The 22,037-nt window shown below is 69.1% G+C and carries 18 protein-coding genes and 1 pseudogene; 7 read left to right on the plus strand and 12 right to left on the minus strand.

Translation table 11 applies throughout. The features are described from left to right. Nucleotides 1-216: 216 nt before the first annotated feature. Genes DZA62_RS33330 through DZA62_RS33345 form a run of 4 tightly spaced genes read left to right on the plus strand, consistent with a single transcriptional unit; the run spans nucleotide 217 to nucleotide 4,034 of the window. Nucleotides 217-1,239 carry a D-isomer specific 2-hydroxyacid dehydrogenase family protein gene (locus DZA62_RS33330; RefSeq protein WP_116953288.1) on the plus strand — a complete coding sequence of 341 codons (1,023 nt, stop codon included), beginning with the start codon at nucleotides 217-219 and terminating at the stop codon, nucleotides 1,237-1,239. Beyond that, entirely contained in the window at nucleotides 1,232-2,272 is a 1,041-nt protein-coding gene (gene vanA / locus DZA62_RS33335; RefSeq protein WP_116953303.1) for a D-alanine--(R)-lactate ligase, read from the plus strand. Before DZA62_RS33330 ends, vanA begins: the two co-directional genes overlap by 8 nt. After that, on the plus strand, nucleotides 2,269-2,928 hold the full coding sequence (vanX, locus tag DZA62_RS33340; protein ID WP_116953289.1) for a D-Ala-D-Ala dipeptidase VanX: 660 nt from the start codon (nucleotides 2,269-2,271) through the stop codon (nucleotides 2,926-2,928). The genes vanA and vanX overlap by 4 nt, the downstream gene beginning before the upstream one ends. Further along, entirely contained in the window at nucleotides 2,925-4,034 is a 1,110-nt protein-coding gene (locus DZA62_RS33345; protein WP_116953290.1) for a UDP-N-acetylglucosamine--N-acetylmuramyl-(pentapeptide) pyrophosphoryl-undecaprenol N-acetylglucosamine transferase, read from the plus strand. Before vanX ends, DZA62_RS33345 begins: the two co-directional genes overlap by 4 nt. Here the strand turns inward: DZA62_RS33345 and DZA62_RS33350 are convergent. Both DZA62_RS33350 and DZA62_RS33355 read right to left on the minus strand, forming a co-directional pair. Continuing rightward, nucleotides 4,006-5,100, minus strand: coding sequence for a sensor histidine kinase (locus tag DZA62_RS33350; RefSeq protein WP_116953304.1), 1,095 nt, complete (start codon nucleotides 5,098-5,100; stop codon nucleotides 4,006-4,008). The genes DZA62_RS33345 and DZA62_RS33350 overlap by 29 nt on opposite strands. Continuing rightward, complete coding sequence (locus DZA62_RS33355) at nucleotides 5,093-5,776, minus strand: response regulator transcription factor (protein ID WP_116953291.1); 684 nt, start codon at nucleotides 5,774-5,776, stop codon at nucleotides 5,093-5,095. The genes DZA62_RS33350 and DZA62_RS33355 overlap by 8 nt, the downstream gene beginning before the upstream one ends. An 87-nt stretch (nucleotides 5,777-5,863) precedes the next feature. On the opposite strand from DZA62_RS33355, the gene DZA62_RS33360 reads away from it, so the two are divergent. Continuing rightward, nucleotides 5,864-6,484 (plus strand): M15 family metallopeptidase, encoded by a 621-nt coding sequence (locus tag DZA62_RS33360; protein ID WP_116953292.1) that lies wholly within the window; start codon nucleotides 5,864-5,866, stop codon nucleotides 6,482-6,484. A gap of 33 nt (nucleotides 6,485-6,517) precedes the next feature. On the opposite strand, the gene DZA62_RS33365 is transcribed toward DZA62_RS33360, so the two are convergent. The 4 genes from DZA62_RS33365 to DZA62_RS33380 all read right to left on the minus strand — a co-directional run bounded on the left by DZA62_RS33365 (nucleotide 6,518) and on the right by DZA62_RS33380 (nucleotide 12,279). Then, nucleotides 6,518-7,441 carry an SDR family NAD(P)-dependent oxidoreductase gene (locus DZA62_RS33365; RefSeq protein ID WP_116953293.1) on the minus strand — a complete coding sequence of 308 codons (924 nt, stop codon included), beginning with the start codon at nucleotides 7,439-7,441 and terminating at the stop codon, nucleotides 6,518-6,520. Beyond that, entirely contained in the window at nucleotides 7,438-8,961 is a 1,524-nt protein-coding gene (locus DZA62_RS33370; RefSeq protein WP_157988065.1) for an FAD-dependent oxidoreductase, read from the minus strand. The genes DZA62_RS33365 and DZA62_RS33370 overlap by 4 nt, the downstream gene beginning before the upstream one ends. A 5-nt stretch (nucleotides 8,962-8,966) precedes the next feature. Continuing rightward, a complete protein-coding gene (locus DZA62_RS33375; RefSeq protein WP_116953305.1) occupies nucleotides 8,967-9,383 on the minus strand; it encodes an SgcJ/EcaC family oxidoreductase in 417 nt (138 codons plus the stop codon). A 91-nt stretch (nucleotides 9,384-9,474) separates the two neighbouring features. Further along, nucleotides 9,475-12,279, minus strand: a complete 2,805-nt coding sequence (locus tag DZA62_RS33380) for a helix-turn-helix transcriptional regulator (protein ID WP_198664475.1) — start codon at nucleotides 12,277-12,279, stop codon at nucleotides 9,475-9,477. Nucleotides 12,280-12,708: 429 nt separating this feature from the next. Here DZA62_RS33380 and DZA62_RS33385 point away from each other — a divergent pair, with 429 nt between their 5' ends. Next, entirely contained in the window at nucleotides 12,709-15,159 is a 2,451-nt protein-coding gene (locus tag DZA62_RS33385; protein WP_232827672.1) for a DUF4062 domain-containing protein, read from the plus strand. Nucleotides 15,160-15,385: 226 nt separating this feature from the next. On the opposite strand, the gene DZA62_RS36100 is transcribed toward DZA62_RS33385, so the two are convergent. The 4 genes from DZA62_RS36100 to argE form a co-directional block, all read right to left on the minus strand. Then, nucleotides 15,386-15,658, minus strand: a complete 273-nt coding sequence (locus DZA62_RS36100) for a hypothetical protein (RefSeq protein WP_157988067.1) — start codon at nucleotides 15,656-15,658, stop codon at nucleotides 15,386-15,388. A gap of 795 nt (nucleotides 15,659-16,453) precedes the next feature. Next, the gene (locus DZA62_RS36105; protein WP_157988068.1) at nucleotides 16,454-16,657 is read right to left on the minus strand and encodes a hypothetical protein; all 204 of its coding nucleotides are present in this window, start codon (nucleotides 16,655-16,657) and stop codon (nucleotides 16,454-16,456) included. A 247-nt stretch (nucleotides 16,658-16,904) separates the two neighbouring features. Continuing rightward, nucleotides 16,905-18,194 carry an MFS transporter gene (locus DZA62_RS33390; RefSeq protein ID WP_116953297.1) on the minus strand — a complete coding sequence of 430 codons (1,290 nt, stop codon included), beginning with the start codon at nucleotides 18,192-18,194 and terminating at the stop codon, nucleotides 16,905-16,907. A 1-nt stretch (nucleotide 18,195) separates the two neighbouring features. Next, nucleotides 18,196-19,365 (minus strand): acetylornithine deacetylase, encoded by a 1,170-nt coding sequence (argE, locus tag DZA62_RS33395; protein ID WP_198664476.1) that lies wholly within the window; start codon nucleotides 19,363-19,365, stop codon nucleotides 18,196-18,198. A gap of 347 nt (nucleotides 19,366-19,712) precedes the next feature. Here argE and DZA62_RS37075 point away from each other — a divergent pair. Next, nucleotides 19,713-20,366: pseudogene (locus tag DZA62_RS37075) on the plus strand (Lrp/AsnC ligand binding domain-containing protein); the annotation flags it as partial. Here the strand turns inward: DZA62_RS37075 and DZA62_RS37755 are convergent. Continuing rightward, nucleotides 20,338-21,528, minus strand: coding sequence for a tyrosine-type recombinase/integrase (locus DZA62_RS37755; protein WP_198664477.1), 1,191 nt, complete (start codon nucleotides 21,526-21,528; stop codon nucleotides 20,338-20,340). The pseudogene DZA62_RS37075 and the gene DZA62_RS37755 overlap by 29 nt on opposite strands. Before the next feature lie 96 nt (nucleotides 21,529-21,624). After that, complete coding sequence (locus DZA62_RS33410; protein WP_116953306.1) at nucleotides 21,625-21,834, minus strand: helix-turn-helix transcriptional regulator; 210 nt, start codon at nucleotides 21,832-21,834, stop codon at nucleotides 21,625-21,627. Between the last annotated feature and the right edge of the window lie 203 nt (nucleotides 21,835-22,037).

Genomic DNA, 22,037 nt, shown 5'->3' on the forward strand with positions numbered 1-22,037 from the left:
CGCGCGCGGGCCGGTGTGCGGGAGCGGGCTGAGGAGGGAGGACCGGGCCGAAGCCGGTTCGCCAGGGGTCATGCGACCCAGTCAAGGAAAGCCGGCGTTGCCGGGTCGTATGCGATTTCCGATATGCCGACGATATGTTACCCGCCGGTAGGATATCGTCGGCGTATTCAAAACCACATACGTGCCGGCAACACCACGCTGTTTTAGATGGGTCGCATGACCCACAGCGAGCCGGCGCGGACGGCGCTGGCGCCCGCGTCCCCCTCGGCCGTCGCGGCCATGGGAATGGCGATCTACGGCTGCGGACCGGACGAGGCCGCCCTGTTCCGCGAGCTGGCACCTCGCTTCGGCGTACGGCCGGCCATCACGGCGGCAGCGGCCTCCGAGGCCAACGTCGACCTCGCCTTCGGCAGTCGATGCGTCAGCGTCGGTCACAAGACCCGCATCACCGACGCCACTCTCCTGGCACTCAGCCGTGCCGGCGTCGAGTACGTCTCCACGAGAAGCATCGGATACGACCACATCGACGTGGACTACGCCGCGAGCGTCGGCATCGTCGTCGAGAACGTCGCCTATTCGCCCGACAGCGTGGCCGACTACAGCCTGATGCTGATGCTGATGGCGGTGCGACACGCCAAGGCCATGATCAGGCGCGCCGATGTGCACGACTACCGGCTCAACGAGGTCCGTGGGAGAGAACTGCGCGATCTGACCATCGGGGTCATCGGAACGGGACGCATCGGCGCCGCGGTCATCGACCGGTTGCGGGGGTTCGGCTGCCGGATCCTGGCGCACGACAGCCGCCCCATGACCTCCGCCGTCTACGTGCCGCTCGACGAGCTGCTGCGGCAGAGCGACATCGTCACGCTCCACACCCCGCTCACCGCCGAGACACACCATCTGCTGAATCGCCGGCGCATCGAGCGGCTGAAGCGCGGCGCGTTCGTCATCAACACCGGACGCGGTGCGCTGATCGACACCGAGGCGCTCCTGCCGGCGTTGACGAGCGGCCGATTGGGCGGCGCGGCGCTGGACGTCCTCGAAGGCGAGGAAGGGATCTTCTATGCCGACTGCAGCGACAGAGCCATCGAGAGCACGTCGCTGGCGCGGCTGCAGGAACTGCCGAATGTGCTCATCAGTCCGCACACGGCCTTCTACACCGATCACGCCCTGAGCGACACGGTCGAGAACTCCATCATCAATTGCCTGACATTCGAAAGTGGGGATCAGCGTGGATAAGTTGAGGATCGGAATCATCTTCGGGGGACGTTCCGAAGAACATCCCGTCTCCGTCAAGTCCGCGCGGGAGATCGCGAAGCACCTCGATGCCGAGAAATACGAACCGTTCTACATCGGCATCACGAAGGACGGCGCCTGGCGGCTCTGCGACGGCCCGGACGCCGACCTGGAGAGCGGCGCCGGCCGTCCGGTCGTGCTGTCACCGGACCGCGGCGCCCGCGGGTTGCTCGTCCTGGAGGAGGGGCGACACGAGACGATCGGCCTGGACCTGGTGCTGCCCGCCCTGCACGGCAAGCAGGGCGAGGACGGCGCGATCCAGGGTCTGCTGGAGCTGTCCGGCATCCCGTACGTGGGCTGCGACATCCAGAGCTCCGCCGTGTGCATGGACAAGTCCCTGGCCTACGCCATCGTCCGCGGCGCCGGCATCGCCACTCCGAACTTCTGGACCGTCACGGCGAACGAGACCATCGATCCCGACCGGCTCCACTACCCCGTCTTCGTCAAGCCGGCCCGTTCGGGGTCGTCGTTCGGCGTCAGCAAGGTGACCAGCAAGGAGGAGCTGCCGGGTGCGGTGGAGACCGCGCGGCGGTACGACTCGAAGGTGCTGATCGAGGAAGCCGTCGCCGGCAGCGAGGTCGGCTGCGCCGTCCTGGGCAACGAGCTGGAGGTGATCACCGGCGAGGTCGATCACATCGCGCTGACCCATGGCTTCTTCAGGATCCATCAGGAGAACACGCCGGAGAGCGGTTCCGAGAACTCGACGCCCATCGTCCCCGCTGACATCCCGGCCGAGTCCCGCGCCCTCGTCCAGGAGACGGCGAAGGCCATCTATCGAGCCCTGGGATGCAGTGGGCTGGCGCGGGTCGACACGTTCCTCCTGGAGGACGGAAGGGTGGTCCTCAACGAGGTCAACACCTTTCCCGGCATGACCTCCTACAGCCGCTACCCGCGCATGATGGCGGCCGCGGGGGTGTCGTTCGCCGAGATGATCGACAAGCTGGTGTCGCTGACCTTGACGGGGAAGCTCCGGTGAATGACGACTTCGTCTTCGTCGAGGAGTTCGTCGCCGGAGTGCGCTGGGATGCCAAGTACGCCACCTGGGACAACTTCACCGGCAAACCGGTGGACGGGTACCTGGCCAATCGCATCGTCGGCACCAGGGCGCTGTGCACGGCCCTGGACCGGGCGCGGGAGCGGGCCGAGGCCCTGGACTTCGGCCTGCTGCTCTGGGACGGCTATCGCCCGCAGCGTGCCGTCGACTGCTTCCTGCGCTGGTCGAAACAGCCGGAGGACGGCCGGACGAAGCGGCGTCACTATCCGAACATCGACCGGGCCGCGATGGTCGAGCAGGGATATGTGGCCGCCAGGTCGGGCCACAGCCGGGGCAGCGCGGTCGACCTCACGCTTTACCATCTGGCCACCGGTGAACGCGCTCCGATGGGCGGCGACCACGACCTGATGGACTCGATCTCCCACCATGGAGCGCCGGGAATCACGCAGGTCGAGGCGCGCAACCGGCAGTACCTGCGGTCGATCATGGAGGCCGGCGGTTTCCGCTCGTACGACTTCGAGTGGTGGCACTACACGCTGAAGGACGAGCCCTATCCGGCCACCTACTTCGACTTCCCCATCACCCAGTCGGGGCCGGCCGGCGGAATCGGCACAGCGGCGAAGGCACTGATCACGTGACGGCGCCGCGCGTCGTCGTCGCCGGCGGCCACTCGGCCGGGCACATCGAGCCCACGATGAACTTCGCCGACGCGCTGCGCCGGCTGGAGCCCGCGGCCGAGATCACCGCCCTCGGCACCGTCCGCGGCCTGGACACCACGCTCATCCCGGCCCGCGGCTACCCGCTCGAGCTCATCCCGCCGGTGCCACTCCCCCGCACTGTGAACAGGGACCTGCTGCGGGCGCCGGGCCGGCTGCGCGACTCGGTGCGGGCGGCCGGGGCGGTGCTCGACCGCGTGCGGGCCGAGGTGGTGGTGGGCTTCGGCGGTTACGTGGCCGCGCCGGCCTACCTCGCCGCCCGCAGGCGGGGCCTGCCGATCGTCGTCCACGAGGCGAACGCCCGCGCCGGAGCGGCCAACAAGCTGGCGGCCCGGATGACGACGCACGTGTTCACCGCCGGGCCGAAGGTGCGGCTGGCGCACGCCACCGCCATCGGGATCCCGCTACGGCCCGCGATCACCGGGCTCGACCGGCCCGCGCTGCGCGACACGGCCCGGCAGCGCTTCGGCCTGCGACCCGGCGGCCCGGTGCTGATGGTCACCGGCGGTTCCCAGGGCGCCCGGACGATCAACGCCGCGGTGTCCGGCGCGGCCGCGGCGTTGCGGGCGGCCGGCGTGCAGGTGCTGCACGTCACCGGGCCGCGGCACGTCGTCGAGGTGCCGGACGGCGACCACGCCGACCCGCCCTACGTCGTCGTGCCCTACGTCGACGAGATGCGATACGCGTACGCCGCGGCCGACTTCGTGATCTGCCGCTCGGGGGCCATGACGTGCGCCGAGCTGGCCGCCGTCGGCCTGCCGGCCGCGTACGTCCCGCTGCCGGCGCGAGGCGGCGAGCAGCGGCTGAACGCCGGGCCGGTCGTCGCGGCCGGCGGAGCGCTGCTGGTCGACGACGCCGGCCTCGACGCGGCCTGGATCGAGACCACGCTGCTCCCGGTGCTCACCGATCCCGGGCGGATCGCGGCGATGTCCGCCCACGCGTCGGCGGCCGGCGCGCCCGATGCCGACGTCGTCCTGGCCAGGCACGTGCTGACGGCGATCAGCGATCGGCGGGCAGCCGCACGGTGACGCTGAGTCCGCCGGCGGGGCGGGCGGTGAGCGTGAGGGTGCCGTCGTGGGCCTCGGTGATGGCCTTGACGATGGCGAGGCCGAGGCCGACCCCGACGTGGTCGGTGCGGATGCGTCCGGTGCCACGCTGGAACGGCTCGACCAACGTGGCGACCGAGTGCGGGTCGAGCCGCTTGCCGGCGTTCTCGACGGTGAGCACCGCCTGCTTGGCGTCGGCGCTGGTCGTGACCGAGACGCTGCCCTGATCGGGCAGGTTGTGCACGATCGCGTTGTGCACCAGGTTCATCGTCAGCTGCAGCAGCAGCGCGTGCGAGCCCATGACGGGGGCCGGGTCGCCGGACGTCTCGATGGTGAGGCCGCGCTTCTCCGCCAGCGGGAGCAGGGTCTCGGTGGCCTCCTCGGAGATCAGCGAGAGGTCGACCAGTTCGCGGGTGAACGAGCGCTGGTCGGCGCGGCTGAGCAGGAGCAGCGCCTCGGTGAGGTCGATCGCTCTGGTGTTGACGGCGTGGAGGCGGTCGACCAGCTCGCCGGTGTCGCTGTGCGGATCGTTGCGGGCGACGTCGAGCAGCGTCTGCGTGACCGCCAGCGGGGTGCGCAGCTCGTGTGAGGCGTTGGCGGCGAAGCGCTGCTGTTCGGCGACGTGCGACTCGAGCCGCGCCAGCATCGTGTCGAAGCTGTCGGCGAGATCGCGGAACTCGTCCTTGCGGCCCTCGAGCCGGATGCGGTGCGACAGCGACCCGTGCGCGGCCATGCGGGTGGCGTCGGTGATGCGCGTCAGCGGCGCGAGCATGCGACCGGCCAGGATCCAGCCGCCCACGAGACCGAACACCAGCAGGAACGCCAGCGCGATGATCGCCACCTGGGTGAAGGCTCGCTGGGCGCCGGAGCGGCCCGGAGCGAACGCCCCGCCGATGCCGGACCGCGTGTCCCTGATGACCACGGCGTTGGGGAAGTTCCACATGAGGAACAGCCACAGGGCGAGCAGCAGAACCCCTGCGAGCACGAGGAATCCGGCGTAGCTGAGGGTGAGTTTGAGGCGGACGCTCAGCCCGGGCGCCCTATCCACGGTCATCGCCGTCGGATGCTGCGTCGATGCGGTACCCGACGCCGGGCACCGTGGCGATCAGCCACGGCTCGCCGAGGCGTTTGCGCAGCGCCGACACCGTGATGCGCACCGCGTTGGTGAACGGGTCGGCGTTCTCGTCCCAGGCCCGCTCCAGGAGCTCCTCGGCGCTGACGACACCGCCCTCGGCGGCGACGAGGACGTCGAGCACCGCGAACTGTTTGCGGGTGAGCGCGACGTAGCGGCCGTCGCGGTAGACCTCGCGGCGGAACGGATCCAGCCGCAGACCGGCGATCTCTCGCACGGGCGGCCGGTTGTGCGTGCGTCTGCGCTCCAGTGCTCTGAGCCTGAGCACGAGTTCTCGCAGTTCGAACGGCTTGGTGAGGTAGTCGTCGGCGCCGAGCTCGAACCCGGTGGCCTTGTCGTCGATGCGGTCGGCGGCGGTGAGCATGAGGATCGGCATGCCGCTGCCGGACGCGACGATGCTCTCGGCGATCTCGTCGCCGGAAGGGCCCGGGATGTCGCGGTCGAGGACCGCGATGTCGTAGGCGTTGACGCTCAGCAACTCGAGCGCGACATCGCCGTCACCGGCGATGTCGGCCGCGATGGCTTCCAGGCGCAGGCCGTCGCGAATGGCCTCCGCCATGTAGGGCTCGTCCTCGACGACCAACACACGCATGCTCTGGATGCTACGAGGCGGCGCATATCGTCGGCATACCGAAAACCACATACGGGCTGACAACACGGCGCTGCCTTGACTGGCGGCATGAGTCATACGGCAGCAGCACGAACGAGGTCCCCCCGGACTCCCTGGCCCACGGCGTTCGGCCTGATCGTCGTCACCGCCGCGATCATCGCGACCGCCGTCTATCGGTCGGCGTCGTCGTCGGCGCACACGTTCACCGAGGTCGCCCCGGGTGACCACGCCGGCACGACGACCCAGGCCGACGGCGTCCTCCCCGACGGCGCGACCGTGTTCGACGAGTACCCCGGCGTCGCCAACCTCGACCCCGATCTGCTTCAGGCCCTGCGCAAGGCGGCGACGGACGCCGCCGACGACGGCGTCGAGTTCTTCGTCAACAGCGGCTGGCGTTCCCCGGCCTACCAGATCCGGTTGCTCGATGACGCCGTCGCCAAGTACGGCTCGGCCGAGGAGGCCGCCCGCTGGGTCGCCACCCCCGACACGTCGGCCCACGTGCTCGGCCACGCGGTCGACATCGGACGCTCCGACGCCAGGGCGTGGCTGTCCGAGCACGGCGCCCGGTACGGACTGTGCCAGATCTACGCCAACGAGCCCTGGCACTACGAACTGCGCCCCGACGCCGTCGTCCACGGCTGCCGTCCCATGTACCCCGACCCCACGCACGATCCGAGGATGCGGCGGTGACCTGCTTCTTCGGTCGAGCGCGCCGGGTCGAGGTCAAGGCCGGGCTTCGTCCCCGGGAGGTGTGGTGCCGACGGATCGCCGTGCTCGCTCGAACACCCGCTTGTCGAAGCCGACCATGAGGCTGACGTACCTGCTCGGCATCAGGCGCACGAGCCGGTCGAGCCGCCTGGCCTCGCTGATCAGCACGCGCGCCCGGCCCCGCTCGACGGCGGTCAGGATCGCCCTGACGGCCACGTCGACGGGAGTCTTGAGCAGGTCCCTGTTGTAGACCTCGGACTCGCGGGCGAGTTGGGCCACCATGGCGGTGTCGACCTCGCCGTCGGCGTCGGTGACCAGGGCTGCCGCGTCCGGCCCGGTCCGGACCCTGTTCGCGATGTCGGTGGCGACGCCGGCGGGATGGACGACGGTCACCTGGACCGGAAGCCCGTCTCGCATCATCTCGGCGCGGAGGTTCTCCGTGAAGCCGCGCACGGCGAACTTGGACGTCGTGTACGCCGAGAGGCTCGGCTGCGCGGCGAAGCCGTTGACGCTGGAGACGTTCACCACGTGCCCGTCGCCCGATGCGATGACGTGCGGCAGGAACTCCTTCGTCCCGTGGATGACGCCCCAGAGGTTGATGTCGAGCACCTTCGCGTAGGTCTCGTACGACGTCTCCGCGACCGACGTCATCGGCACACCGATGCCGGCGTTGTTGTAGATCTGGTGCACGACGCCGAAGCGGGCCGCGACCTGCTCGGCCCAGTCCGCGACCGCCGCCCGGTCGCTCACGTCCACCGCCGACGAGCACACGTCCGCGCCGGCGCTCGTCAGGAGCTCGACGGTCCCGGCCAGCCCCAGCTGGTCGACGTCGGACACCGCCACCCGTGCCCCGCGCGCGGCGAGTCCGAGCGCGAGCGCTCGCCCGATCCCCGAACCCGCTCCGGTCACGGCGGCCACCTTGCCCTGGATCCTCGTCATGTCCGGCTCCTCACGCGGTCGGCGGCGGTGTCGTTCCCCGGGTGCTCGAGCCTTGGTCGCCTCGCGACGTAGCCGTCGGGGCGGACGAGCACCGCACCGGGTGCGGTGAGGCCGTAGGCCGACGCGGCCTCGTGCTCGCCCGTCAGATGAGCGACGTGAACCGGCCCGGCGCCGCCGGCGGCGATTCCCGCGGTCGCCTCCTCGGCGACCCCGTCCGGCAGGTCGAAGCACAGGAGGGTGTGGCCGCGGTCGTCCAGCAGCTCGTGCACGCGGCGCGCCCCGCCGGCGCCGCGCACCAGGGGCGCGTCGGGCGCCCGGTCACCGACGGCCGCCCGCCCGCGCGGCGCGGCCCCGGACCGGTCGTGGTACGAGACGTCCAGCTGCGCGACCGCACGGGTGAGTCGCGTCCGCACCCGGCTGAGCACACGCGGCGCCAGATGCCGCCGGAACCAGGTGCGCACCGGACCCTTCAGCAGGGTCAGCCGGGTGATCCGGCGCGTGCCGTCGACGAGTCGCTCGGCGACGGGGGTGCGCTCCGAACCGTAGGAGTCCAGCAGGTCCGCAGAGGCGTCGCCGCGGATCACCGCGGCGAGCTTCCAGCCGAGGTTGAACGCGTCCTGGATGCCGGTGTTCATGCCCTGCGCACCCACCACCGAGTGGATGTGCGCGGCGTCACCGACCAGGAAGACCCGATCGACCGAGTATCGAGACGCCCGGCGTTGGTTGATCCGGAATCGTCCCGACTGGCGGACCTCGACGATCCTGGCCGGCCCCGGAACCGTGGCGTCGAACGCGCGCTGGAGTTCCTCCAGCGTGACGTCGCCCGTTCCCGGGTCGTCGGCACGTCGGGCGATGGCGACCCGGTGCCAGCCCTCGAGCATCGGGAACATGGCCACGAACCGTCCACGGTTCAGGAACGCGAAGAACTGGTCGTGCTGGCGGGCCCACTCCACGCGCAGGTCGGCGACGGTGAAATTCTCCTCGAACGACGTGCCCGCGAAGTCCAGTCCGAGCTGCTTGCGCACCGTGCTGTGCGCACCGTCGGCGCCGACCGTCCAGCCGACGCTCGAGTGCTCGGCGGTGCCGTCGGCGTGCTCGAGTACGGTCAGCACCCCGCCGTCGACCTGGGTCAGCCCGGCGAGGGTCACCTCGCGCTCCACCCGGACGCCGTGGGTCGCGAGCTGGGCGGCGAGGATCGCCTCGGTGCGGTCCTGCGGGATCATCAGGAGGAACGGATAGGCCGAGTCCAGGTCGCCGAAGTCGGCGTCCAAGATCGGTCTTCCCTCACTGAACACGTTGAACCGCGTGGCCCGGAGCCCGTGTCGCAGCAACTCGCCGACGATGCCGTGCCGCTCGAAGAGCTCGAGGGTCCTGGCCTGCATGCCGAGCGCGCGGGTCTCGCCGCTCGGCCCGGGGGCCTTGTCGATCACGCGGACCGGCACCCCGCGGCGGGCCAGCTCGAGGGCGATCGTCAAGCCCGACGGCCCGGCGCCGACCACCAGGACGCGGGACGACGTCACCGCCGTCACGGCACGATCTGCGTGTTCTGGCCGGCGACCAGGTGCCAGCCTTCCTCCCCGCGGGCGACGACGTAGGTCGGCCTGCCCTGCGGGATCTCGTCGAGCGCGTGGCCGTCGAGGTCCACGGCGCGTTGGGCGACGTTCACGACGGCGACGTCCGCGCGGACCCAGACGACGTGCGTGACCTCGTACCGAGCGGTCGTCTCGCGCATCGCCCCGGGCAGCACCTTGCCGGTGAACTCCGCGATCTCCGCCAGCCCGGTCAGCCGCCGGCCATGGGCGGTCGTCCAGACCGCGTCGGACCGGAACAGGCGCACGAACGCATCGACGTCCTCGGTCTGCTGCGCTCGTTCGAGCTCGGCGACGACTGCGCGGACGGACGCTTCGGCGTCGGTGTGCTGGGCGGGTGTTGTCGATGCCATGGTCGCCAGCATCGATCGCCGGGCTCCGCCTCCGGATCAGGCAGATGCCGTATTTCCCGGGCCCGGCAGGCTCGCCGGCTACGACACCGGGTCAGGCACGACGGCGCGTGGCGGCCTCGGTCCGGGTGGCCGCGCCGAGCTTTCGCAGCACCGCCGAGACGTGCACGGAGACGGTCTTCGGCGAGATGAACAGCCGTTCGCCGATCTGCTTGTTCGTCAACCCGTCGGCGACCAGCGCCAGCACCTGTTCCTCCCGGGCCGTCAGGGTCTCGGGTCCGTCGGCAGCGCCTTGCCCGCGATCGGGCGGCCTGGTGAGCCCCGCACGGTCCAGGAGTGCGGCGGCCCGGTCCGCCACGAGGCCCGCACCGATCGCCCGTGCTTCCGTGAGGGCCGCGGTGAGGCGGTCGCGGGCACCGAGTCGATCGCCGGCCTCGATCAGGTCGGCGCCGTCGCGGTACAGCGCGTAGGGGCGATGGATCGCCGCGCCGGGTAGGTCCATGACCGCCGACCACGTGCCCTCACCGAGCTGTGCGGCGAAGAGCGCCGACCACACCGCGAACGTCGGCCAGTCCGAGCAGCGGACGAGGACCTCCCGGTACGGCAGGTCGTCCGCCGCACGGCCACGCGTACGCAGGTCGGCGACGGCGTGCGCGGCGATGAACAGCAACGGCAGGACGTAGGGCGGACTCGGCCGGGGATCGTCGTCGAGCACCCAGGACACCTGCCGCAGGGCCTCGTCCGGATCGCCCCGGATCAGGGCGAGCTGGCCGAGCACGCCGGACATCCGCGAGCGCACCTGCAGCTGCGTCCGTGCATGCCGTTCCCAGGTCGCCCGCCAGGACGCGGCAACCGACTCGGCGCCCTCCACGTCGCCCATCCACAGCAGCAGCCACGCATGGTCGACGCGCAGATGCGTCGTGTAGGTGTCCTCGCCGACGACGTCGAGCCACCGCGCGAGCAGGGCCGGGCCACTGGACCATTCGCCGAGGGCGCGCTGCGCTTCGGCGAGGGTGTTCTCCAGAGCCAGGCGTGCACCCCGCCCCGCCCTCAGCTCCCGGGCCCGTGCGGCACCCTCGCGGGCGACCCGGGCCGCGTCGGCGAACGCGCCGCTCAGCAGCAGCACGTCGGCCAGCGTGGTGTAGTAGACCACCTGGGCCCGCCAGTCGTCGCCGGCCGCTTCACGGGCGGCCTCGAACACGACGGCGGCGCCGGGGTCGCCCAAGCGCGCCAGTGCGGTGGCCTGGTAGCTGAGCGCACGAGAGACGTACTGCTCGTCCCCCGAGTCGCCGGCCGCGGTGAGCGCCGCACGCGCGTGGCCGAGGCCCTCCTCGTCCCGGCCGGCCCGAAGCGTGGAACGTGTCCGTTCCAGGAGGAGCTCCGCCCGGATCGCAGGATGCTCCCCGGGCGGCAGCAGCTCGAGCGCGCGTTCGACGAAGGCCGGGCCGTCGTCCCGTCCGGCCATCGCCGACATGCGCGCCAGGCCGCCGAGCAGCTCGGCCCGCCCGGCCACATCGTGTCTCGGCCACTCCTCGTAGGCCTGCCAGGCCAGTTCCCGGGCGCGGTCCGGGCGGGTGTCCTCTCGCACCAGATCGGCCACCTCGTACAGCAGCGCCGCATGGGTCACGCCCACGACCCGCTCCGGGGCCTCGAGCCGGTCCCACAGGTCCAGGGCACGCTCGCCCAGCTGGACGGCGGTCGATGCGGCGAAGGCCGCACGGGCCGCCCGCATGCCGCGCACCGCGGCGCCGAGCGCACGCTCCAGGTCGTGCGCCCGCCACCAGTGATCGGCGACCCGCGCGAGACCTGCCACCGACTCCGACTGCTGCTCCAGCGCACGCGCGTACGCCGCGTGCAGGTCACGTCGTTCGCCCGGCAGCAGCTCCCCGTAGACCGCCTCCCGGACCAGCGCATGCCGGAACGTGAAGCCCGAGGCGTCGGCCTGCAGCAACCGGGCGTCGACGGCCTCCCGGATGGCGGTATCGCTCGCCGGAGCATCGGCCAGCACCGAGGAGACGAGGTCGTGCGGCACCGAGATCCCACCGGCCGCGACGGCGCGGCAGAACGCCCGCGCGTCGCCGGTCAGCTCCTCGTAGCGCACCAGCAGGATCGCGCGCAACGAGTCGGGAAGCTCGTCCCGGGCGACGCTCGCCAGCTCCTCGATGTAGAACGGAACACCGCCGCTCCGCTCGACGACGCGGTCGACATCGACGTCGCCGCGCTCTCCGGCGTCGGCCAGGGCCCGGACCATGCGCCGGGCCTCGCCCTGCGCCAGGCGCCCCAGGTCCAGTCGCCGGGCAAGGCGCGCCCGCTCCAGCTCGGCCAGCAAGGACCGCAGCACGTGCCGCGGCCCCACGTCATCGGTCCGGACCGTCAGCAGCACCAGCAGCGGCGCCTCCGCCGTCCGACGCGCGAGCCGCACGACGAGCGCACGGGTCGCGTCGTCCGACCAGTGCAGGTCCTCGAGCAGCACCACCAGCGGCCGCTCACTCGCCCGAGCGGCCAGGAGGTCGGCCACGAGGTCGGGGATCCCGTGCCGGTCGCCGTCCGCGGGAGCCTCGACCAAGCCTGGCCACAGCCTGCCCAACAGGCCTGCGGCCGGGCCCGCGCCGTCGATCAGCGCCTGGCGGCCCACGACATCGGCCAGCGACCGCACCAGGTCGGTCAGCGCCGCGTAGGGCACCGGTCCGCCACCTGAATCGGCGCACTGCCCGCGCAACACCAGCACGTCGTCCGGCAGCACCCCGAGAAACTCCGTCGCCAGGCGCGTCTTGCCGATACCCGCCTCGCCACCGATCACCACCGTGCGTCGAGCCCCACCGCGAACCTCGTCGAACGTCTCGTTCAGTGCGGCGAGCTCACGCGAGCGGCCGATCAACGACGCTCGGGCTCTCGGCATGCGGTTCAGCGTAATGACCGGCCGCGACACCATGGGCGAGCACCTCAATCGAGAGCTATGCCCGCCGACTCCACCAGAGGCACCATCCTGTCGGCCGCAATCGGCGCGCCGGCACGCCGCAGCGCCGCGATGGTCGATGCGTCCGTGGCACCGCGCAGCCGGCGCGACACAGCCAAGACATCACCTCATCGAGTCACTCCGCCCAGAATGACGCGCCGGTGTCGCCACCGACCTAGATAAGACCACGCTCAGTTCGCTCAGTGACACCTCGGCAAGCGTGCTCAGCTCACATGGCTTGTTCGACGACGCGGCCCAGAGCCATGGCAATTGGGCGCATCTGATGCGACGAGTCCTTGTGGTGGTGATCCACTAGTCTGCTTCGCAGGCAAACCCAAGGACCGGATCCTGCGGTCAGGAGTGGTGGTGGAGATGGACTTGCGCGAGCTGCGCGTCTTTATGGCCTCTCCTGGGGACCTGACCGACGAGCGTGATGCGCTTCGTGACCTCGAGCGCCGCTTGAACGCGATGCTCCGCGGGCGAGGCGTCCGTGTCTCCATCGAGGGCTGGGAAGAGGTGCTGCCTGACGCGGGCGCCCCCCAGGACCTGATCAACCCCCTGGTCTACGACTGCGACGTGTTCGTCGGCCTACTGAACATGCGCTGGGGCACGCCCACTGACAATGACTCGTCCGGCTTCTCCGAGGAGTTCAACATCGCGTTGAGGCGTCGCGAAGAAAGCGGGACCACGCCGGCGATCGGGATGTACTTCCGCGACATCGACCCAGAGCGGCTGCGAGACAAGGGGCCGCAGCTTGAGGCGGTGCTCGCGTTCAAGGAGCGGGTCGAGGCCGAGCGGCTGGTCCTGCATAAGCCGTTCAGCAGCGCAGCTCACCTCGCTTTGGAGGTGATGAACTTCCTGCTGCCGCACGTGCTGCGTCTGGCTGACGAAGTGCCAGCCGGGGCGGGGGGTCAGGGTTCAGGTTCATCGGGATCGACTCCTGCGGATGACGAGCCTGAGGCCCTGGAGGCGGCCGAGACCAAGGCCGATGACGGCTCCTCGGCCGACGCAGCGCCGGAAGGGCTGGACTCGGCACAGCGTCAGATCGTTTCCGCGCTGACCTCGTTCTCGAATATGTTCTCAAGTCGCGCGCCTATCGATCCGGGCGCTCGTGATCGCGTGACACTGGCTGCCGCGGCGTTCGCACAGGACGTCCGGACGCTCGGGCCGCACCACGTCAACCGTCTGTTCAGCGATCGTGACGACCTTTACCTGACGCTCGGCGAGATCAGGATCTGGTACCGAACGTTCTTCGAGAGCTACGCATCGACTGAGCGCGCCGGCCGCATCATTCCGATGTGGGGTCTGGTCGAGCCTGACCGGTTGGATGACCGGCTCATCGCCGACTTGGGAGCGTTGGCGTCCGACGAGGACAAGAACGTAGTGCGAGGAGTCTTGCGGTTCATGACCGAACATCAGGTCCGTCCAGAGTCGCTCTGGGAGCCCAACCCAGCCGACGTCGATGGCGAAGGTGTATTCGTCGAGTCGCGGACGACGAAGAAGGTGGCAGCTCGGTGGGCCGAATTGTTCGAGAGATTCCCGGGCATCGACTCGGCTCTGAACTACGTGGTTACGGTCGCGCGCCCGCAGGATGCCGAGCTCCTCACGAGTGTTGCCGAATCGGACGGACCCGATGACCGAACCCGACATCTGATTCGGGTCGCCGCCAATGTGGTGGCTGGCGACTCGAAGTCTGTCACCGATCTCGCACCGACTAGATACAGCGGGGACGACACGTCGGCGCTTCGTGACCTCGTCGTAAACTCGATTCCTCAGTTGACGGCCGAGCAGTGGGACGGCTTGCTGACAGGAACCCATCGACAGATCGCTGTTGCGGCGGCCATCCAGATCGTTGAGCACGAGAATGTTTCAGCGGAGCAGTTGAAGGCGATCTTCGAGCTGGGATCCGCCGACGTCGAACAGGCTCTCGTAGAGCGCGCGAAAAGCGATCTCGACTGGGCAGTTACCCAGATTCAGGAACTGGCAGATCTCGACAAGTACGGGTCCGCGGACTTGGTCAGTCGGATCATGGCAGCGGCCCTGCCGAGAGAGATCCTGGAGGGTCTCGATCGAGACGAGGCGCTCAGCGCAACGACATGGGTGGCCCTCACGATTCGGGAACCAAACAGCTATCTTGAGTCGGCACGCGAGGTGTTGGACGGTACCTCCGAGTGGCTCAACGAGCGCAATGCGCCGCTGATGGAAAAGTACGCCGCGATCGCTAACCACACGACCGCGACAGCCAAGGGTGCGGCATGTAGCGTGCTATCGCAAGCTGCCGAGATCACCGAGGCAGACGTCCAGCGTGTCGTCACAGAGCTTCGGCGCGACCATTACGTATCTCGCTCCCATGCGCTCCTGGCATTGGTGACGATGGTTGAGCGGCTGGACGCGGACCCCGACCGCACCGTGCCGGATCTCGGCGACCTTTCGGTGTTTGACAGCTATGGGTTCTCGAACGACATGGACCTCGTCCTGGACAGCCCGTTGGGGAGGATGGTCGTACCGGTTTGGCGGGATAGCGACATCCAGACGCTGCGGGACTCGAGTCGTGCTTGGGAGCTTCGTCAGCCCGAAGTGTCGGACGCGGACCTGGAGGAGGCCCTGTACCTGGACAGCCAGGACCTCCGGATGGTTGCGCTCGACCAGTTGATGTCGCGTTGGAACGATACCCAGCTCGACGAGCTGCTAGGGCGCTACGACGATCAGGGCAGGCCGTGGTGGTACAACGTCGTCACCGCGTTGGACGAGCGGCTGTATGGGTTCGGCCGCCATAGCGGCCGAACCCATACAGCGAGTAGCTCCTCAAACCTCGGCTCTTAGGGCCGACTTCCCGGCTAGGCAGATGAGAGGGCGACGGGCCAACAGCGTGTCGTTCCTCCAGATCGAGGCCCCGTCGAGCACTACGCCCTCCGTGAGCTTCGGTACATGGTTCGGCGAGTAGCTCGGGTTCGCGCGGCAAGCGGTCAACCGGCTGTCGCAAGGTGGATCCTGTGACCTTCGTTGATGCCCTCACTCCGATCAGCCTCAACCAACGCCGACGCAGGTGTCAGCCGGCCACACCAACCAACTTTGAGGGCGTGACGCTCTCGCCGAGGGCGACAATGAGCACGCCGTGAACGTTCAATAGCGAATGCGACCACTCCAGGCGGTCGGGGGACACATCATCCAACGAGGTGCGTCGTTTCGCGGCAAATGACGCAGCGCGAGCTAAGACCCCGGCCCTGCGGCGGAGGACCTTCACCTGCTTCACCACCTCGGCAGCTCCAATGGCGTTCGCGGCGAAAGCCGCCACGATCGCTGCCGCGACGATCGCCGCCAACAGGATGCTCCTGGGCCGCAGGGGCTGATGGCTACGGCATCGCCCGCGGCGCGTTCACCTAGCACGGGCGCACAGCCGCCTGGGCATCCGCGGCTCTGACACCCGAATGCGGATGCACGACTGCCGGCAAGATGCGTCGCCAGCACGATGTCGACCAGAGGCACCCGCGCGCGAGCCGCAGCACACGCATGCAGCCGCACGGCGGCACCAGGGGTTGAGATGGCGATCAAATGAGCGGCTGACATCCCACAAACGAGGAAGGCCCTGGAAGCCGCCGGCTACCAGGACCCATCTGTCGGGCTGACAGGATTTGAACCTGCGACCCCTGGATAAAACCGCTGGTCAAAGCACCTACGGTCATCTCGTAAGCTTGCGGATCCCCTGCTCTTAGCTGGGAACCGGTTGGTTCTCGCTCTCCGACTGTATCGGGTCTCCGATGGTCAATGCGGGTTGTTTGCGATGGGTAAGCGATGGAGCACGCGGTGGTGCCGTCTCAGCCGAGAGCGATGCCGGCCTACTCCAGCAGAGGCACCATCCTGTCGGCCGCGATCGGGGCGCGCGCGCACGCTCGGGCGCCACGATGTTCGATGCGTCCGTGGCACCGCGCAGCCGAGCAACCGCGCTCGAGTCCACGGCGAGCATCTGAGCCGGGTACTCGGCGATCAGAAGCCTTGACAACGCATCGGGGAGTCATGTTCTCGAACCCGAGCGGTCGCGCCACTTCCTCCGGGCGTTCTTCCTGTCGCCGCGTACAGACGGCTGTCGGGGTTTGCCGCTGCCTGACGAGGATGACCGTCATGTAATGGTCGCTGCCGTCGCGACCACGAACGACTTCAGCCGACCGCACAGCTCGGTCGGCACGCTCACCCACAGCAGGGTGGCCCGAAGATGCTCGACCGGACGTCGGCGAGCTCGAGCAGGGGTCAGCGCGAGCCACCGTTCCATGGCGGACCCGAACGCCGCGATCGCCAGGCTCCATTGGGGGACGGCGCCGATCACGACCCGCCCCTGTCGCGCACCGACGCCACCCAGCCGGCTCTAACGCTCGGGTACTTGTTGGGCTGGTGCTGGCGCGCTCGGGGGCGCAGGTGGTCTTCCAGGGGAACTGGCTGCCGACCATGACCGGGTGCGGAGCGGTTCGCGTGGTGACGAACAGGAGATTCAGCAGTACCACACTAGCCGCGTTCGCACGTCAGCCGTGCCCGTCGATCCTCCTCAGCATCCGAGGTTCGACCGGCCGATTCCGTCAGCGCTGTCCGAACCTGGATCGAGCCACTCCCACGGCACACCATGAGATGGCGGCGACAGCGGTGACGAAGCTCGCCGGCGCTACGAGCGAGTCCGTGACTTCCACGAGCGCGGTAAAGACCAAGGGCGCGGTACCGCCGAACAGGACGACGCCGAGGTTGTAGCTCGTCGAGACGCCCGAGGTCCGAATCTGCGTCGGGAACAGGGAACTCATCAGCGCCGGAAGAGGCGCGAAGTAGAAGGCCAGGACGACACCCAAGACCGCCTGTGCCACCGTCAGCATCCAGACGCTGGGCTGCTGGGTGACGAGCAGGAAGATGGGGACGACGGTCAAGACGCCGAGGCCGGCGGCGATCCGCATGACCGCCACGCACCCTCGCCGGTCGGCCAATGCTCCGATCGCCGGGCTGCACGCCAGCAGTAACGCCCCGCCGATGATGCCGCCGAGGTAGCCCGAGTAGAGCGGAAGGTCGAGGTGCTTGACCGCGTACGTCGGCAGGTAGATCAACAGGTACATCGTTACGGTGGCGAACCCGACGCAGCCCGCCGCCGTGCATACCCGGACGACATGACTCTTCAGGAGCTCACCGATCGGCGACCTGAGTACCTCGACGGCTTTGAACTCGGCAGGGTCGTCCATCGTCGTCCGGATGTAGAAGCCCACCGGTCCGATCAACAACCCGATGGCGAAGGCCAGCCGCCAGCCCCACGAGTCGAGCTGGACGTCGCTCAGCGTCGCGGTCACGATCAGGCTGACCGATGCCGCGAGAAGCAGAGCCGCACCTTGCGTGGCCGTCTGCCAGCTGGCGTAGAACGCCTTGCGCTCGAGAGCGTGCTCGGTGAGGAACGTCGTGGCGGAACCAAACTCTCCGCCGGCCGAGAACCCCTGCAGGAGGCGGGCCAACAGGACGATCGCTGCGCCCGCCGCTCCGATCTGCTGGTGGGTCGGGGCAACGGTCAGGAGCAGCGTGCCGGTGAACATCAAGAGGATCGTGAGATTGAGGGCGAGCTTGCGCCCCCGGGTGTCGCCGAGGCTGCCGATCACCAGCGCTCCCACCGGCCTGATCAGGTACGACACCGCGAACGTGCCGAAGGTCAGCATGAGGGCTTCGAAGTCGCTCCCGCCCGGGAAGAACAGGCGGCTGATGACGGCGGCGAAGTAGCCGTAGATGATGATGTCGTACCACTCGAGCGCATTGCCGATGGACGCGGCCGTCACCGCCCGCCGGGTGTGCGACCGCCCGCTCGGCGCGACCTCCGACCGGGCCCTGCCCGTCGTCTCGCCCATGTCACGCGTCCCGCATGGTGGCGATGACACCGTCGAGAACCCGTTCACAGGTGCGGATCTGCTCGATCGAGACGTACTCGTCGGCGATGTGCGCCTGCTCGATATGGCCCGGTCCGCACACCACGGTGTCGATGCCGACTGAGGAGAAGAAGCCGGCCTCGGTGCCGAAGGCCACCTTGACACCCGGCGCCTCCGCACCGGCCGCGGTCAACACATCGACGAGCGCGGAGTCCGTCGTCGCCGTCAGTCCGGGCGCCTGCGCGAGTACCGTCACGTCGATGCCGGTGCTCGGGTGGCGTTCCCGCATCGCGGCCTCGACCTGCCCTGCCCGCTCCCGGATGCGTGCCACGACGTCGTCAGACTCCACGCCGTCGATCGTGCGGAGGTCGAACCTGATCTCGCACTCCCCGGGCACCGTCGTGCTGAAGCTGCCACCGTTCAGATAGTCGACACTGATGGTGCTGAACGGCACCGTGTAGCCGCCGTCGAAGGGACCCTCGCGCTCGAACTCCTCGGCGAGCTCCTGGACGAACGTGATCACCTGCGCGCCGTGGAAGGCGGCGCTGACCAGGTGCGGTGCCATGGAGGAGTGTCCGGGCAGCCCACGCACGACGATCCGGGCCAGGGTGATGCTCTTGTGCGCGGCGACGACCGCCATCCCCGTGGGTTCGCCCACGATGCAGCGCGCCGGTGTCAGACCGAGATCGCGCAGATCACCGACGATCTGAGCGCCGCCGAACAGGCCGACCTCCTCGTCGTAGGTGAGCGCGAAGTGGACGGGTTCGCGCAGAGGTGCCTCCAGCATCGTCGGCACCGCCGCCAGCGCCACCGCGAGGAACGACTTCATGTCGGACGTCCCTCGACCGTAGATCCGACCGTCGCGGACGGTCGCCGCGAACGGGTCGCTCGTCCACTCCTGCCCCTCCGTCGGCACGACGTCGGTGTGCCCGGACAGGACGAGTCCACCGTCCATCGAGCCGTCCGCCGCGGGCAGGGTCGCGACGAGGTTGGCCTTGTCCCCGGTCACGTCCGGTCGGACCGCGGTCACGAAGCCCGCCGTATCGAGGCGATCGGCCACCTCGTGGATGAGCGGAAGATTGGAGTGCCGGCTCACGGTGTCGAAGCCGATGAGGCGCTCCATCCACTCGATGGACCGGGGCAGCTCACTCACGGGGTCTCCTTCGTCCGAGGCGTCGGGTGCACCCGGTGACTCCATGTCCCGCGTGGGGCCGGCCGAGTCGTCCTTACGCTAGGAACGTCGTGAGGTCTGGCTCACAGATCAGCGGAATCCATCAGAATACGGGTCGTCGGAGGTAGTTCATGCCGATCTCAGTCCTGTCCGAGGAGGATCTGACCCTTCTGCACGCGCTGCAGATTCATCCTCGCGCCACCTGGACGGCATTGTCGGACGTGCTGGAACGCTCACCGGCGGCGCTGGCCGCTCGATGGTCCCGGCTGCGTTCCTCGGGGCTGGCATGGGTGACGGTGCACCCGGTCATCCGCGGGTCCGGAACGCAGATGGCCTTCGTCGAGGTCGACTGCCTGCCAACACGACGCGACAGTGTCCTCGAAACCCTCAGCGCCTCACCTGAGATCATCTCGATCGAGATCTCGGCTCGAGGGAGGGATCTGTTCCTGACCGTCGTGAGCTCGGACTGGACCGCACTTTCCGACCTCATCTTGACGCGACTCCAGGTCGACGGGATCCTGCGGCACCGCGCGAGTCTTGTCACCGCGATCCACCAGGAGGGAAGCGACTGGCGTCTGGATGCGCTGAACAGTGAGCAGATCGCAGCTGTGACACGTATCGAGGCGACCGACACACCCTGCGCGGCGCGTGAAGGGCCGGTCGACACCGGTCTCCTCGATTTCCTGGTCGCGGACGGACGGATGACGTTCACCGAACTCGCCCGGGTGAGTGGCCGTTCCACCTCGAGTGTGCGCCGCCAGTTCTCCAAACTGGTGGCATCGGACAGCATGCGCTTCCGATGCGAGGTTTCGCAGGAAAGCTCGCGCTGGCCGATCTGCTGCACCTGGTTCTGTCGGGTCGACCCGCGCCAGCACGCTGAGACGGCTCAGTTCCTGCGGACGGTTCCTGAGATCCGTGGCTGCTTCTCGGTGGCGGGGGACGCGAACTTCATGTTCACGGCGTGGACGCGTTCAGTCGGCGACCTGCTGCGCATCGAGCGGCACATCGCTCAGGCACGTCCCACGCTGCGGCTGGTCGACAGCGCCGTGGCGCTAGCGACCCGGAAGCGGTTGGGCTGGCTGCTCGACGCCGCGGGTTGCGCGACGGGCGAGATCGTGGCACCCAGGTTCTAATACTGCAACGGCACCTGATCATCAGTGAGTGGATCATGGTCGTCGTGGTGGTGGGATGTCTCGCGTCACGTAGTCGGCAGGCATTGATCTTGGTTGAGGGTGGGCGTGGCGGGGTCGGCCGGGCCAGATGGACGCCCTGGGGCCGGTTCCAGGCGATGGCCTCGTGCGGGCGGGTCTGGTTGTACTCGATCCGGTAGTCCTCGGCGTGTTTGGCCAGCATCAACGCGTTGACCGCGGTCGCGACGGTGCGGCGGAAGGCGTGCGGTGTGACGCCGTCGATCTCGGCCAGTTTCATGACGCGACGCAACTGGCGCCGCACGTTGTTCGGCGTCAGCGGTGTCCCGTTGCGACTGCAGAACAGCAGCGCCTCCGGGGACCGCTCCCCCATCACTGCGAGCCGCTGGCGCACCGCTTCGGCCGCATAGGACGGCAGCGCCACGATCCGACGGGACTTGGCGGTCTTCGGGTGGTCCTGCCGGTGAGCGGGCTCGCCACAGCGGGTCACGATGGTTCCGGCGATCCGCAGTGTCGGAGGCGAGCCGGCGACGTCGACGTCGCAGCGCCGGATCGCCAGCACCTCCCCGATGCGGGCAGACGAACCCAGCATGACCTCGATGATCTGGCCGAGCTGACCATCGGGACGCGGCCCGGACCGCGACAGCCCGGACTCCCAGTGCCGGACGGCGTCGACCTCGGCGACCGTGAGCGCATCCGGAGTCGACGGAGTGCGGTGCAGGCGGGCGATATGGTCCATCGGGTTCCTGGGGAGAATCTCGTGCCGCACCGCCAGCGCGAGCGCAAGGCGGAGGACGACGCGGGCGTGCTTGGCGCGGCTGTAGCTCTGTTTGGCCAGCTGCTTGATGAATCGGTCGCATCTGGCGACGCCGATCTCGCGGAGCGTGAGCTCGGCGAAGGCCGGCAGGACGAGGGTGCGCATGTCGCGCTCGTAGAGTTGGCGCGTGGACGGTGACAGCCGGTCCTCGAGGTCGAGGTCTTCGAGCCAGTACTCCACGAGGGCGGGGAACCCGCTGTCCGGTGTGAGTTGGGTGAACGAGCCCTGGAACAGCGACCGCTCGGACAGCTTCAGCCGGGGCCTAGGCATCGCGGATCACCCCGCCCCGGGCTCGCGCTGCGCGGCCAGCCACGCCCGCACGTCCGAGACCGCGAACTTGAGCCGCTTCCCGAACCGATGCGCCGGCGGACCCTTCCCGTGGGTGCGCCAGTCGTAGATCGTCGTCACCGGGACGCCGAGGTACTCGGCCAGCTCCTCGATGTCGATGAGTGGTTCCAGACTCCACGGGCCCGAAGGCTCCGCCATATCGTCCATGCCGGCCAGGTGCATGGCCGACGCCCTGACGACCAGGGCCATCGACAGCCGACCCGCAGTGACCGAGCACGACGCGATGAGGCGCCGCTGAGCGGCGGGGTTGGTGATGGGTTTTCGATGGGCGGTTCACATTCCACCTGCCAGGAAGGTCCTGGGAACCGCCAGCTACCAGGACCTATCTGTCGGGCTGACAG

Origin of the sequence: Jiangella endophytica, assembly GCF_003427025.1 — a bacterium.
Lineage (GTDB): Bacteria > Actinomycetota > Actinomycetes > Jiangellales > Jiangellaceae > Jiangella > Jiangella endophytica.